10 protein-coding genes and 3 pseudogenes are annotated in these 13699 nt (G+C 71.5%); 6 read left to right on the plus strand and 7 right to left on the minus strand.

All coding sequences use genetic code 11. The features are described from left to right. Positions 1 to 3 precede the first annotated feature (3 nt). The 4 genes from QIT00_RS17245 to argC are packed head-to-tail and all read right to left on the minus strand — an operon-like array spanning position 4 to position 4359. A complete protein-coding gene (locus QIT00_RS17245; protein WP_282536160.1) occupies positions 4 to 1221 on the minus strand; it encodes an acetylornithine transaminase in 1218 nt (405 codons plus the stop codon). Beyond that, positions 1218 to 2123 carry an acetylglutamate kinase gene (argB, locus tag QIT00_RS17250; RefSeq protein ID WP_282536161.1) on the minus strand — a complete coding sequence of 302 codons (906 nt, stop codon included), beginning with the start codon at positions 2121 to 2123 and terminating at the stop codon, positions 1218 to 1220. Before argB ends, QIT00_RS17245 begins: the two co-directional genes overlap by 4 nt. A gap of 53 nt (positions 2124 to 2176) precedes the next feature. Continuing rightward, positions 2177 to 3334, minus strand: coding sequence for a bifunctional glutamate N-acetyltransferase/amino-acid acetyltransferase ArgJ (gene argJ / locus QIT00_RS17255; RefSeq protein WP_282536162.1), 1158 nt, complete (start codon positions 3332 to 3334; stop codon positions 2177 to 2179). Beyond that, positions 3331 to 4359, minus strand: coding sequence for an N-acetyl-gamma-glutamyl-phosphate reductase (argC, locus tag QIT00_RS17260; RefSeq protein ID WP_282536163.1), 1029 nt, complete (start codon positions 4357 to 4359; stop codon positions 3331 to 3333). Before argC ends, argJ begins: the two co-directional genes overlap by 4 nt. A 114-nt stretch (positions 4360 to 4473) precedes the next feature. On the opposite strand from argC, the gene QIT00_RS17265 reads away from it, so the two are divergent. The 3 genes and pseudogenes from QIT00_RS17265 to QIT00_RS17275 all read left to right on the plus strand — a co-directional run bounded on the left by QIT00_RS17265 (position 4474) and on the right by QIT00_RS17275 (position 7311). Then, entirely contained in the window at positions 4474 to 4992 is a 519-nt protein-coding gene (locus tag QIT00_RS17265; RefSeq protein WP_282536164.1) for a hypothetical protein, read from the plus strand. Positions 4993 to 5039: 47 nt separating this feature from the next. Further along, positions 5040 to 5846: pseudogene (locus QIT00_RS17270) on the plus strand (methyltransferase). 58 nt (positions 5847 to 5904) lie between these two features. Then, positions 5905 to 7311: an SMI1/KNR4 family protein gene (locus tag QIT00_RS17275; RefSeq protein ID WP_282536165.1), complete on the plus strand. Its 1407-nt coding sequence runs from the start codon at positions 5905 to 5907 to the stop codon at positions 7309 to 7311. Positions 7312 to 7425: 114 nt separating this feature from the next. Here the strand turns inward: QIT00_RS17275 and QIT00_RS17280 are convergent, their stop codons facing one another. Continuing rightward, positions 7426 to 8346 carry an aldo/keto reductase gene (locus tag QIT00_RS17280; RefSeq protein WP_282536166.1) on the minus strand — a complete coding sequence of 307 codons (921 nt, stop codon included), beginning with the start codon at positions 8344 to 8346 and terminating at the stop codon, positions 7426 to 7428. A gap of 275 nt (positions 8347 to 8621) precedes the next feature. Between QIT00_RS17280 and QIT00_RS17285 the strand changes: the two genes are divergently transcribed. Further along, complete coding sequence (locus QIT00_RS17285; RefSeq protein ID WP_282536188.1) at positions 8622 to 9230, plus strand: tellurite resistance TerB family protein; 609 nt, start codon at positions 8622 to 8624, stop codon at positions 9228 to 9230. Between the two features lie 329 nt (positions 9231 to 9559). Here QIT00_RS17285 and QIT00_RS17290 read toward each other — a convergent pair whose 3' ends face one another. Further along, positions 9560 to 11782 (minus strand): NADP-dependent isocitrate dehydrogenase, encoded by a 2223-nt coding sequence (locus QIT00_RS17290; protein WP_282536167.1) that lies wholly within the window; start codon positions 11780 to 11782, stop codon positions 9560 to 9562. Positions 11783 to 11991: 209 nt separating this feature from the next. On the opposite strand from QIT00_RS17290, the pseudogene QIT00_RS17295 reads away from it, so the two are divergent. Continuing rightward, positions 11992 to 12204, plus strand: a pseudogene (locus QIT00_RS17295) (YciI family protein); the annotation flags it as partial. Positions 12205 to 12310: 106 nt separating this feature from the next. Further along, positions 12311 to 12976, plus strand: a pseudogene (locus QIT00_RS17300) (DUF6596 domain-containing protein); the annotation flags it as partial. On the opposite strand, the gene QIT00_RS17305 reads toward QIT00_RS17300, so the two are convergent. Beyond that, on the minus strand, positions 12912 to 13502 hold the full coding sequence (locus tag QIT00_RS17305; protein WP_282536168.1) for a histidine phosphatase family protein: 591 nt from the start codon (positions 13500 to 13502) through the stop codon (positions 12912 to 12914). The pseudogene QIT00_RS17300 and the gene QIT00_RS17305 sit on opposite strands and share 65 nt — an antisense overlap. Between the last annotated feature and the right edge of the window lie 197 nt (positions 13503 to 13699).

A 13699-nucleotide genomic window follows, 5' to 3' on the forward strand; every position in this document is an offset into this window, starting at 1 on the left:
GTCTCATTCTCCGGATCGTCCGTCCCCGTCGGCCGCGCCCGCCGCCCGGTCGAGGATGCCGGGCAGAGCCTGGAGGAACGCTTCCGTCTCGGCGTCCGTGAGGGTCAGCGCGGGCATCAGGCGGACCACGTCGGGCGCGGGGGCGTTCACCAGGTAACCGGCGTCCTGGGCGGCCTGCTGCACCCGGGGTGCGAGCGGCTCGGTGAGCACGATACCCAGGAGCAGCCCCGCGCCCCGGACATGGCTGACAAGTCCATGACCGAGACCCTCGATCCCGTCCCGCAGCCGCTCCCCCTGCCGCTTGACGTTGTCGAGCAGCCCGTCCGCCGCGATCGTGTCGAGTACGGCGACTCCGGCCGCGCAGGCCACCGGGTTGCCGCCGAACGTCGTGCCGTGCTGGCCGGGCTTGAGGAGGTCGGCGGCGGCGCCGAACGCGACGGTCGCGCCGATCGGCAGGCCCCCGCCGAGGCCCTTGGCGAGCGTCACGATGTCGGGCTGGACGCCCTCGTGGGCCTGGTACTCGAACCAGTGGCCGGTCCGCCCGATGCCGGTCTGCACCTCGTCGAGGACGAGCAGGGTGCCGGTCGCGGAGGTGATCTCGCGGGCCGCCTTCAGGTAGCCGGCCGGGGGCACGACCACGCCGTTCTCGCCCTGGATCGGCTCGATCACGACGAGCGCGGTGTCCTCGGTGACGGCCGCCCGCAGCGCCTCGGCATCCCCGTACGGGACGTGCGTGACGTCGCCCGGCAGCGGCACGAAGGGCTGCTGCTTGGCGGGCTGGCCGGTGAGCGCGAGCGCACCCATCGTACGGCCGTGGAAGCCGCCCTCGGTGGCGACCATGTGCGAACGCCCGGTCAGGCGGCCCATCTTGAAGGCCGCCTCGATCGCCTCCGCGCCCGAGTTGCAGAACAGCACCCGGCCCGTGCGGCCGAAGTGGTGGAGGAGCTTCTCGGCGAGGGCGACGGTCGGCTCCGCGATGAAGAAGTTGGAGATCTGGCCGAGCGTCGCCACCTGGTCGCTGACCGCGCGGACCACCGCGGGATGGGCGTGGCCGAGGGCGTTGACGGCGATGCCGCCGACGAAGTCGACGTACTCGGTGCCGTCCGCGTCCCAGACCTTCAGGCCCTCGCCGCGCACCAGCGGCATCCGCGGGGTGCCGTAGTTGTCCATCAGCGCGTCCTGCCAGCGCTGGGCGTACTCCTGGTTGCTGCCGCCGGTCACTGCGCTCCCCCTTCGGGCTCGTCGGGCACGACCATCGTGCCGATTCCTTCGTCTGTGAAGATCTCCAGGAGGATCGAGTGCTGGACCCTCCCGTCGATCACGCGGGCCGTGTGCACGCCGTTGCGGACGGCGTGCAGGCAGCCCTCCATCTTCGGCACCATGCCGGAGCTCAACTCCGGCAGAAGCTTCTCCAGTTGGGCGGCGGAGAGGCGGCTGATCACCTCGTCGCTGTGCGGCCAGTCCTCGTAGAGGCCCTCGACGTCGGTGAGGACCATGAGGGTCTCGGCGCCAAGGGCGGCAGCGAGTGCCGCGGCCGCCGTATCGGCATTGACGTTGTAGACATGGTGGTCGTCCTCGGAGCGGGCGATGGAGGAGACGACCGGGATGCGGCCGTCCTCCAGGAGCGCCTCGATGGCGCCCGTGTCGATCTCGGTGATCTCGCCGACCCTTCCGATGTCCACCAACTCGCCCTCGATCCGCGGCTGGTGCTTGGTCGCGGTGATCGTGTGCGCGTCCTCGCCGGTGAGGCCCACGGCGAGCGGGCCGTGCTGGTTGAGCAGCCCGACGAGCTCGCGCTGCACCTGTCCGGCGAGCACCATGCGTACGACGTCCATGGCGTCCTCGGTGGTGACGCGCAGGCCCGCCTTGAACTCGCTGACGATGCCGTGCCGGTCGAGTGCCTTGCTGATCTGCGGGCCGCCGCCGTGCACCACGACCGGCCTGAGTCCGGCGTGGTGCAGGAACACCACGTCCTGGGCGAACGCGGCCTTCAACTCCTCGTCCACCATGGCGTTCCCGCCGAACTTGATGACGACGGTCTTGCCGCGGTGCCGGGTCAGCCAGGGCAGCGCCTCGACGAGGATCTGCGCCTTGGGCAGTGCGGTGTGTTTACGAGTGCTCATCGGCTCGGGGTCCCCGGGTGTTCAGGAGGAATGGGCGTCAGGAGGAATGGGCGTCAGGAGGAGTAGGCGCTGTTCTCGTGCACGTACTCGGCGGTCAGGTCGTTGGCCCAGATCACCACCGGCTCGGCGCCGCCCGCGGCCAGGTCGGCGGTGATGGCGACCTCGCGGTAGCGCATGTCGACCAGGTCGCGGTCCTCGCCGACCGAGCCTTCCTTGCAGACCCAGACGCCGTTGATGGCGACGTTCAGCTGGTTCGGGTCGAAGGCGGCGGAGGTGGTGCCGATCGCGGAGAGCACCCGGCCCCAGTTGGGGTCCTCGCCGTGGATGGCGCACTTGAGGAGGTTGTTGCGGGCGATGGAGCGGCCCACCTCGACGGCGTCGTCCTCGCTCGCCGCGTTGACGACCTCGATCCGGATGTCCTTGCTCGCGCCCTCGGCGTCCCCGATCAGCTGCCGCGCCAGGTCGGCGCAGACGGACCTGACGGCCTCGGCGAACTCGCCCTGGTCCGGGGCGACTTCGGACGCGCCGGAGGCGAGAAGCAGCACGGTGTCGTTGGTCGACATGCAGCCGTCGGAGTCGACCCGGTCGAAGGTCGTACGGGTCGCGGAGCGCAGGGCCTTGTCGAGGTGTGCGGTGTCCACGTCGGCGTCCGTGGTGAGGACGACCAGCATGGTGGCGAGGCCGGGGGCGAGCATGCCCGCGCCCTTCGCCATGCCGCCGACGGTCCAGCCGGCCTCGCTGGTGGCGACCGCGGTCTTGTGCACGGTGTCGGTGGTCTTGATGGCGATGGCGGCCTTCTCGCCGCCGTGCTCGGACAGCTGCGCGGCGGCGCTCTCCACGCCCGGGAGCAGCTTGTCCATCGGCAGCGTCACCCCGATGAGACCGGTGGACGCGACGGCCACCTCACCCGCGTTCAGGTCGAGCACCTCGGCGACCTTCTCGGCGGTGGCGTGCGTGTCCTGGAAGCCCTTCGGGCCCGTACAGGCGTTGGCACCACCGGAGTTGAGGACCACGGCCTGCACCTGGCCGCCCTTGAGCACCTGCTCCGACCACAGGACCGGGGCGGCCTTGACGCGGTTGGAGGTGAAGACGCCCGCGGCGGCGAGGCGGGGTCCGTTGTTGACCACGAGGGCCAGGTCGGGGTTCCCGTTCTCCTTGATGCCTGCTGCGATGCCGGAGGCGGTGAAGCCCTTGGCGGCGGTGACACTCACGGTGCGACTCCGATCGAAGAGAGCCCAGTGGCCTCGTCCAGGCCCAGGGCGATGTTCATGCTCTGCACCGCGCCGCCCGCGGTGCCCTTGGTCAGGTTGTCGATGGCGCTGATCACGATGACGCGGCCCGCGCTCGCGTCGTACGCGATCTGCAACTGCACGGCGTTCGAGCCGTAGACGGAGGCGGTCGCGGGCCACTGCCCCTCGGGCAGCAGGTGCACGAACGGCTCGTCCGCGTACGCCTTCTCGTACGCGGCGCGCACCGCCTCCGCAGTCACGCCGGGCGCGGCCTTGGCGCTGCAGGTGGCGAGGATGCCGCGGGACATCGGGGCGAGCGTCGGCGTGAAGGACACGGAGACCCTCCGCCCGGCGGCCGCGCTGAGGTTCTGGATCATCTCGGGGGTGTGCCGGTGCCCGCCGCCCACGCCGTACGGCGACATGGAGCCCATGACCTCGGAGCCGAGCAGATGCGGCTTGAGCGCCTTGCCCGCGCCGGAGGTGCCGGTCGCGGCGACGATCACCGCTTCGTCCTCGACGAGTCCGGCGGCGTACGCGGGGGCAAGGGCGAGCGAGACGGCCGTCGGGTAGCAGCCCGGCACGGCGATCCGCTTCGTACCGCCGAGCGCGGCGCGGGCGCCGGGCAGCTCGGGCAGTCCGTACGGCCAGGTGCCGGCGTGCTCGGAGCCGTAGAAGGTCTCCCAGTCCGCGGAGTTCTGCAGCCGGAAGTCGGCGCCCATGTCGATCACCAGGACGTCGGGGCCGAGCTGCTCGGCGACGGCGGCGGACTGGCCGTGCGGCAGCGCGAGAAACACGACATCGTGGCCGGAGAGCACGTCGGCGGTGGTCGGTTCGAGGACGCGGTCGGCGAGCGGCAGCAGATGCGGCTGGAGCGCGCCGAGGTGCTGCCCGGCGTTGGAGTGCCCGGTCAGGGCGCCGATCTCCACGTCCGGGTGCCCGATCAGCAGACGCAACAGCTCCCCACCCGCGTATCCACTCGCCCCTGCGACTGCCGCACGTACTGCCATCGGATCCTCCTCGGTGATGGCATGACTATACGTAGCTTCGAAGTTTTATGCAAAGCGATACGGCGGGCGGGGCCACGGGAGGTCGATTCCGGGCCGTCTGTGATCCTGATCGGTATGCACCATGCGCTCACCCACTGGGACAGCCCCTTCATCAACTTCAAGGACTTCGACTTCCCGGACGGGCGGGGCCACGGATACCGATGGGTGCACATCAAGCGATTCCACCTGCCGCCCGGCTCACCGACCGATCAGGACGTGCTGACCGCCTTGATCGCCCACCCGGAGTTCCGGGACACCTACGACGGAGCCGGCGTCTCGCTCGAACCCCGCCATGGCCAGTGGTGGGTGGATCGGATCACCCCCGGCACGTACGCGGCCGTCGACGAGCCGAGCGCGACCGGCACGATTCACACGTGGGCCACCAGCGGCGTCCCGCTTCCCCCAGATCTGGACGCGAGGCTTCACGAGGCGGTCTACACCCCGATCCGCCAGGCGACGAGCCGGTACGCACTCGGCCCCCTCCCTGAGAACGCCCACCACGACTACGGCCCGATCCACATCGAGTTCCATGAACTGGTGCTGATCGACCGCCACCTGGGCACCCTCGCCCTCCTGGTGGCCGCCGACGACTGAGGCAGCCGCTGCGGCCGAGCCTTCGGTCCTTGGCGCATGATCGGGGCATGACGCAGCACCCCGGCGACGGCTATCTCCTCGACAACCGGCAGTCCGAGGCGGGCGAGCGCTTCGACGCCCTTGCGAGCCTCTTCGACGCCTCCACCTTCCGCCACTTCGACACCATCGGCGTCACGGCGGGCTGGCGCTGCTGGGAGGTGGGGGCCGGTGGTCCTTCCGTCGTACGCGGACTCGCCGAGCGGGTCGGGCCCTACGGGTACGTGCTGGCCACCGACATCGACACGTCGTGGACGCGCGCGGTCAGCGCCCCGCAGGTCGAGGTCCGCCGGCACGACGTCGTCGCCGACGAGCCGCCGCCCGGCCCCTTCGACCTCGTCCACGCCCGCCTCGTCCTGGTTCATGTCGCCGACCGCGAGCGGGCGTTGCGCGTCCTGGTGGACTCCCTGCGGCCCGGCGGAGTGCTGCTGCTTGAGGACGCCGATCCAGCGCTCCAGCCGCTCGTCTGCCCCGACGAGTCGGGCCCGGAGTAGCGCCTCGCCAACAAGCTGAAGCACGGCTTCCGCGCCCTCCTCACCGAGCGCGGCGCGGACCTCTCGTACGGGCGGCGGCTGCCGCGCCTGTTGCGCGGGGCGGGGCTGACCGAGGTGCGGGCCGACGCGTACTTCCCGGTCACCGGGCCGGCCTGCGCGGAGCTCGAACGCGCCACGGTGGAGCAGGTACGGGACCAGCTGGTCGCCAAGGGGCTCGCGACGCGGGCGGAGATCGAGTCCCACCTGGCCCACGTCGCGGCGGGCGACCTCGACCTGGCGACATCGCCGATGATCTCGGCGTGGGGGCGCAAGCCCGGGGCCTGAGCCCGGTCGCGGGGCGGGTGCGGGCTCGTTGTCAGTGGTGGCACGTACGGTCGGGGGCATGACTGATCGGAACGTCAACTCGTCCTCGGTGCACGCCTTCTCGACGTGGGAGCCGCTGCTTCGCCTGCTGCGGGTCTGGCGCGCACCGGGGCGCGACGGCACACCCTCGTACGCGTCGGGCCGTATCGGGCAGGCCGGTTGGAGCCTGCCGTCACGCGAGGACGTCCCGCGTTCGGACCGGGCGGCGCGGGACGTGGGGATACGCGAGCAGGCGGAGGCGGTCGAGCCGGTGCGGCGGGCGCTGTCGGCCGCGGGGGTCGACGACGTCACGTTCACGGCCGAGTTCTCGGCGGCCGGACCGGTGACGCTGCGCCTGCTCGGGCGGAGCCCGGCCGTGGAGTCCGGGATCGGCGGCGCGCATCCGGGGGCCCTGCTGTTGGTGGAGGGCGCGGTTCCGGAGCCCTGGCGCCGACTGCCTGAGCCGGTGCGGGAGTCGGGCCCCGCCCCTTCCGCCGACCCGGCGCTCCTGGAACGGACCCTGCGTGACCGGATGCCGCCGGGTGCCGTCGGCGCCACGGACGCGGAGGTCGCGGCGGCGGAGGCCCGGCTCGGCGCCCCTCTGCCGGAGGAGCTGAAGGCGCTCTATCGCGTGACGCGTGGACAGTGGGAGGACTGGGGCGAGGACGAGGATGCGGCGGAGCGCGCGTACCGGTCGGTGGGCTGCGAGCTCTTCCCGCTGGACGAGGTGTACGTCGCGAACGCGGCCTCGCGGACGACCAGTTGGCGGTTCGCGGCGAAGGAGGCGGTCATCACCCGGGACGAGGACGCGGTGCAGGGCCTGGTCGGCTCGCCGGGCTGGATCGTCTTCGGCGACAACGGCGGCGGGGACCGGCTCGCGGTGGACCTCACGCCCGGCCCGCGCGGGCACGTCGGGCAGATCGTGATGCTCAGCCACGAGTTCAACATCGGTGCGGAGCTGATCGCCGACTCGCTCACCGACCTGGTCCTCGGCCGGGAGAGCGGGCCGAGCGGCGGCACGGGCCCCGACGGGCCGCCGGCCGTGGCACACGTCAACCGAAGGAGCCTGCCCGGCGTCGAGGCCGCCGCCCACCCCGGGCTAGAGGTGCTGTCCATCGGCGTCTGGGAGGCCGAGCCGCTGAGCCTCGCCCCGGTGCTCGGCCTGCCCCGGCTTCGCACGCTCGTCGCGTACCCGGGCACGCTCGCCGACCCGTTGGAGATAGCCGGGCTCAAGGGCCTGGAGTACCTGGAACTCTCCCCGCAGGACTGGCGCGTACTGCTCGACGCGGGGGCGGTCCCGCGTGGCCTGTCGGCGGCGGCGATCACCGCGCACGGGAACCAGGAGGTGCTGTCCACGGTGGCCCTGGCCAACGAGATCCTGGCCCTGTGGGACCGGCCGCAGATCATTCAGACGGTAGTGGAGGGGGACATAGGGATCATGGACTAGGTCGTGTCCGTAGAGCCCCGTCGTCCGCCCGTCGCGGGGAGGCGGGACCCCACGGGGAGGCGGAACTTACGGGCAGGCGGGACTTTACGGCAGGCGGAACTTTACGGACGCGGCCTAGCCCCCGGCCGGTCGCTGCCGTGCCGCATCGGTCAGGCGGGCCGACTCCGTGTCCGACAGGCGCAGTTCGGCGGCTGCCGTGTTCTGCTCGAGGTGGTCCGGGTCGCCGGTGCCGGGAATCGCCAGGACGTGCGGGCCCTGGCGCAGGGTCCAGGCCAGCCGGACCTGCGCGGCGGACGCGCCGTGCGCGCGGGCGACGGCCAGGACCTCCGCGCTCTCCTCGGCGGCCGCCCCCGCGTCGCCCGCTGACCCCGCGATCGCGTAGAAGGGAACGAAGGCGATGCCGAGCTGTCCGCAGTGTTCGAGGAGGGCCCGGTCCTCGCTCGACGCCCCGATCCCGAAGGGGTTCTGGACGCAGGCGACGGGTGCGATGTCCAGGGCCTCGGCGAGTTGCGCGGACGTCACGTTGGAGACGCCGAGGTGGCGGATCAGCCCGGCGTCACGGAGGTCGGCCAGCGCGCCGAAGTGCTCGGCGATCGAGCCGTTCCGCCGGCTCGGAGGCACCCGCAGGTTCACCACGTCCAGATGGTCGCGGCCGAGCTGGCGCAGGTTCTCCTCGACCTGGCCGCGCAGCTGTGCCGGTGTCGCCCACCACCAGGCGCCCGAGGGGTCACGGCCCGGCCACACCTTGGTCGCGATGACCAGATCGTCCGAGTACGGCGCGAGGGCCCGGTTGATCAGTTCGTTCGCGGAGCGCGTCGCGGAGAAGTAGAAGGCGGCCGTGTCGATGTGGTTCACGCCGAGGTCGACGGCCCTCCGGAGCACGGCGATCGACTGCTCCCGGTCGCGCGGCACGCCGCCGTCGAAGGGTGCGGTGCCGGTGAGCCGCATCGCGCCGAGGCCGATGCGGTGGACGGGCAGCTCACCGCCGAGGCGCCAAGTGCTGGACTCGGTAAGGGTGTTCGTCGGTCGGCTCATGACAGGGCTCTCCGCTCTCGGGGGCTTGCCGGGAAGTTCCGGTGGATGAACGCAAAAAAGCCTCCTCGGCGGATCGGGATCCGCGCCGAGAAGGCTCAACTGCCGACGGGACTCTAGCAGGGCCGCAGCACCCCGCGCCCACCTGCCCGGACCCAACGTGTGCCCGGACCCAACGTGTTTGCCCCGGAAGGAACTTCACGGAAAGGTAAGGCGTTGGCAAAGCGATGCGTCGTGTGAGCGCACGTACCAGTGAACGGCTAGCCGAGGTGGCACGGATGGCGATGTGGGACCGGATCAAGGACCAGGCCAAGGGTCTGCAGCAGCAGGCACAGGGAGCACGCGGCTCCGGCGGCCACGTACAGGGACAGGGACAGGGACAGGGACACGGGCACGGTCAGCCGGGGGCCGGGCCGGTTCCGGGCTCCGGGTCGAGCGGCGGAGGGTCGAAAGCCCAGCTCGTCGGCATGCTCAAGACCCAGCTCACGTCCCTGAAGACGGAGCTGAAGAGCGGTGCGTACCGGGACGCGAGCATGGCCATGTGCGCCCTGGTCGCGGCCGCCGACGGCTCGGTGGACCCGGCCGAGCGGCAGCAGATCGAGTCCCTGATCCTGCAGAACGACGTGCTGCAGAACTTCCCGCCGGAGCAGCTGCGGCAGCGCTTCAACAAGCATGTCGACCAGCTGTCGTTCAACTTCCAGCAGGGCAAGGCCGAGGTCATGCAGGAGATCGCCAAGGCGGCGAAGAAGCCGACGGAGGCCAGGGCTGTCGTGCAGACCGGCTTCGTCGTGGCGGGCGCGGACGGCTTTGTCGCCCCGGCCGAGCAGCAGGTGCTGCGGGAGGCGTGCGCGGCCCTCAACGTGTCGCCGCAGGAGTTCGGACTCTGAGCGAGTCGGACGACCACACCCCCTGAGGTCACGGGCCCGTACGCACACACGCGGTGCAACGAGGACGGTGGTGCGGGCCCGGCCTCGGCGGTACGGCCGAGGGGGGCGACCGAGGGCGGCACGACACCTGCCGGTGCGAGGGTCCGCATTCATACCTGTACGAGCTCCACGGTGCTCTATGAGCTCCACGGTGTGCGGCTCATCGGGAACGGCATGCCGCCACCGTAGGAAATCCCGGCCGCGCGGCCCATGTCGTACGCGGAAACGGGTACGCCCCGGCCGGAAGTGTCCGGTCGGGGCGTACCCGTCAGCGGTGGAGCGGGCCTCGATCAGGCGAGGGTGTCCAGGGCCTGGTTGAAGGTGGCCGAGGGGCGCATGACCGCCGAGGCCTTCTGCACGTCGGGCTGGAAGTACCCGCCGATGTCCGCCGGGGAGCCCTGCACGGCGAGGAGCTCGTCGACGATCGTCTGCTCCTGCTCCGTGAGGCTCTTGGCGAGCTCCGCGAACGCCTCGGCGAGCGCGGCGTCCTCGGTCTGCTTGGCCAGCTCCTGCGCCCAGTACAGGGACAGGTAGAAGTGGCTGCCGCGGTTGTCGATGCTGCCGAGCTTGCGGGCCGGGGACCTGTTCTCGTTCAGGAACGTGGCCGTGGCGCGGTCCAGGGTGTCGGCCAGGATCTGCGCGCGGGCGTTGCCCGTGGTCTGCGCGAGGTGCTCGAAGGAGACCGCGAGGGCGAGGAACTCGCCGAGGCTGTCCCAGCGCAGGTAGTTCTCCCGGACCAGCTGCTGCACGTGCTTCGGGGCGGAGCCGCCGGCACCCGTCTCGAAGAGGCCGCCGCCGTTCATCAGCGGGACCACGGAGAGCATCTTGGCGCTGGTGCCCAGCTCCAGGATCGGGAACAGGTCGGTGAGGTAGTCACGCAGGACGTTGCCGGTGACGGAGATGGTGTTCTCGCCGCGGCGGATGCGCTCCAGGGAGAAGCGGGTGGCGTCGACCGGCGCCAGGATCTTGATCTCCAGCCCCTCGGTGTCGTGCTCCGTGAGGTACTGGTTGACCTTCCCGATCAGCTGGGCGTCGTGGGCGCGGGTCTCGTCCAGCCAGAACACGGCCGGGTCGCCGGTGGCGCGGGCGCGGGTCACGGCGAGCTTGACCCAGTCCTTGATCGGCGCGTCCTTGGTCTGGCAGGCGCGGAAGATGTCGCCGGCCGAGACGGGCTGCTCCAGGACGACGGTGCCCGCGGTGTCGACCAGGCGGACGGTGCCGGCCGCCTGGACCTCGAAGGTCTTGTCGTGCGAGCCGTACTCCTCGGCCTTCTGCGCCATCAGGCCGACGTTCGGGACCGAGCCCATGGTCGACGGGTCGTAGGCGCCGTTGGCGCGGCAGTCGTCGATGACGACCTGGTAGACACCGGCGTACGAGGAGTCCGGCAGGACCGCCAGGGTGTCGTGCTCGTCGCCGTCCTTGCCCCACATGTGGCCGGAGGTGCGGATCATCGCGGGCATGGAGGCGTCCACGATCACGTCCGACGGGACGTGCAGGTTGGTGATGCCGTTGTCCGAGTCGACCATCGCGAGCTCGGGGCCCTCGGCGAGCTCGGCCTCGAAGGACGCCTTGATCTCGGCGCCGAGGTGCGGCACGGAGTCCAGGCCCTTGAGGATGCCGCCCAGGCCGTCGTTCGGGGACAGGCCGGCGGCGACCAGCGCCTCGCCGTACTTCGCGAAGGTCTTCGGGAAGAAGGCGCGGACGACGTGACCGAAGACGATCGGGTCGGAGACCTTCATCATCGTGGCCTTGAGGTGCACGGAGAACAGCACGCCCTCGGCCTTGGCGCGGGCGACCTGGTCGGCCAGGAACGCGCGCAGCTCGGCGACGCGCATCACGGAGGCGTCGACGACCTCGTCCTTGAGGACCGGTACGGACTCGCGCAGCACGGTGGTGGTGCCGTCCTCGGCGACCAGCTCGATGCGCAGGGCGCCGTCCTCGGCGATGACGGTGGACTTCTCGGTGGAGCGGAAGTCGTTCTCACCCATGGTGGCGACGTTGGTCCTGGACTCGGGGGTCCAGGCGCCCATGCGGTGCGGGTGGGCCTTGGCGTAGTTCTTCACCGAGGCGGGAGCGCGGCGGTCGGAGTTGCCCTCACGCAGGACCGGGTTCACGGCGGAGCCCTTGACCTTGTCGTAACGGGCGCCGATCTCCCGCTCCTCGTCGGTCTTCGGGTCGTCCGGGTAGGCCGGGAGCGCGTAGCCCTGGGCCTGCAGCTCGGCGATCGCGGCCTTCAGCTGCGGGATCGAGGCCGAGATGTTGGGCAGCTTGATGATGTTGGCGCCGGGGGTCTTGGCCAGCTCGCCGAGCTCGGCGAGGGCGTCGCCGATGCGCTGCTCCTCCTTGAGGTACTCCGGGAACTGGGCGATGATCCGGCCCGCCAGGGAGATGTCGCGGGTCTCCACGGCGACACCGGCCGTCGAGGCGTACGCCTGGACCACCGGCAGGAACGAATGCGTCGCCAGGGCCGGGGCCTCGTCAGTGTGGGTGTAGATGATGGTCGAGTCAGTCACCGGGTGCTCCGCTCCACGTCTACTGCATCGGTCGGAATTGCTCGACATCAAGATATCTCGTGTCGGGGGTCCGGCGGACAGGGCCCTCTTCGCTGTCGGCGAAGCCCGCGCGAATTCCTCGTGTCGGCTCGTGTCGAGATGTCGATCCGGCGCCGGCTCGTTCGTATAGACGGTGAGAGCACCGACGACGTTACGAGACGACGTACGAGCACCCGCCCAGCACCGCGACGGTGGTGCGCCTCGCGGGCGAGGAGATCCTCACCACGGACGGGCCGTACGTCGAGGGCAAGGAGCACCTCGGCGGGTTCACCGTGATCCGGGCCGAGGATCTGGACGCCGCGCTTGAGTGGGGCCGCAAACTCGCCGAGGCCATCACGCTGCCGATCGAGGTGCGGCCGCTGCAGTACGGGTCCTGCGGGTGAGTGATCCCGGCGGGACACACGACGAGCCGGGCCGGGCTGCACCGGGTCCGGGTCCAGGTCCGGGGCCGGGGCCGGACCCGGCACCGCCCACCCCGAACCAGACAGCCCAGTCCAGGTGCCGACGGACGCCGACCTTCCGGACCGGCTGCGGGCCGTGCTCGCCGTGGTCTACCTGGTCTTCACCGAGGGCCATACGGCCGGCTGGCGAGGCGGTGATCCGCGACGACCTGACAGCGGAGGCGATCCGTCTCGGGCGGCTGCTCGCGGAGCTCATGCCGGACGAGCCGGAGGTGCTCGGCCTGCTCGCGCTGATGCTGCTCGGCGAGTCCCGCCGCCCCGCCCGTACGACCGCGGACGGCTCGCTCGTCCTGCTCGCCGACCAGGACCGCTCGCTGTGGGACCGTGAACTCGTCGTGGAGGGACAGGAGTTGGTCCGTCGCTGCCTGCGCCGGAACGCTCCGGGCCCGTACCAGATCCAGGCCGCGCGGTCGCCGTGGCTGAACTCCAGGCCCCGCAACCGGCCCTGGCCCTGATCGACACCCTGGACCTCGACCGCTACCACGTCTTCCACGCGGTCCGCGCCGACCTGCTGCGCCGCCTGGACCGGTGGTCCTGGAGCGCGAGTTGCGCGGTTGCGGCAGTCCGGGGAGTAGACGATCGGCGTTCCCGGACACCTGAGGTGGGGCCTCCGGACAGGCCCCCGGGGGCTACGCCGCCTCCAGCCCCCCGCCGCCCCCGAGCCGCAGGCTCCACCGGCCCGCCCGGCCCGTGAGGGCAACCGTCGACAGGGGGCGGACGTCGATGTTCCAGTACGTCGCCGGGGGCGCCTTGAGGGCGTACACCAGCGCGGCCCGTACGACCGCGGGTTCCGCCACCACCAGGATGCGGCCGCCGTCGTCGGCGGGGCGGGTGTCGAGCCACTGGCCGACGCGGGCGATGAAGGACAGCAGGGACTCGCCGCCGTGCGGGGCCGAGCGGGGGTCGGCGAGCCAGGCGTCGACCGCGCCGGGTTCGCGGGCCGTGACCTCCGCCAGGGTGAGCCCGCGCCAGCGCCCCATGTCGCAGTCGCGCAGGGCGACTTGGGCGAGCGGGGCGTAGCCGAGAGCGTCGCCGGTGGCGCGGCTGCGCGGGGTCGGCGAGCAGTAGCGCAGCTCGGCGGCGGCAAGGGGCACCAGTCCGTGCGCGGCGAGCTGCACCTCGTGCCAGCCGGCCTGGTCGAGCGGCCGGTCGTCGTCGAAGCGCTCGGCGAGCAGGGAGGAGCTGCGGGCGGCGGCTACGAAGGTGACCCGTACATGCATGTCGGCGATCGTGCTGGGAGGAGCTGCGCAGGTCAAGTGGTGGTGGCGTGAAGGAAAGTGGGTGGTGGCATGCGGGCAGCCTCCCCGGTGACGTGCGGGCCACCTCCCGGGTGACGTGCGGGCCACCTCCCAGGGCGAGGTGCGGGCCACCTCCCAGGGTGACGTGCGGGCCACCTCCCAGGGTGACGTGCGGGCCA

Origin of the sequence: Streptomyces luteolus (genome assembly GCF_029968015.1) — a bacterium.
In the GTDB taxonomy this organism is placed as follows: domain Bacteria; phylum Actinomycetota; class Actinomycetes; order Streptomycetales; family Streptomycetaceae; genus Streptomyces; species Streptomyces luteolus.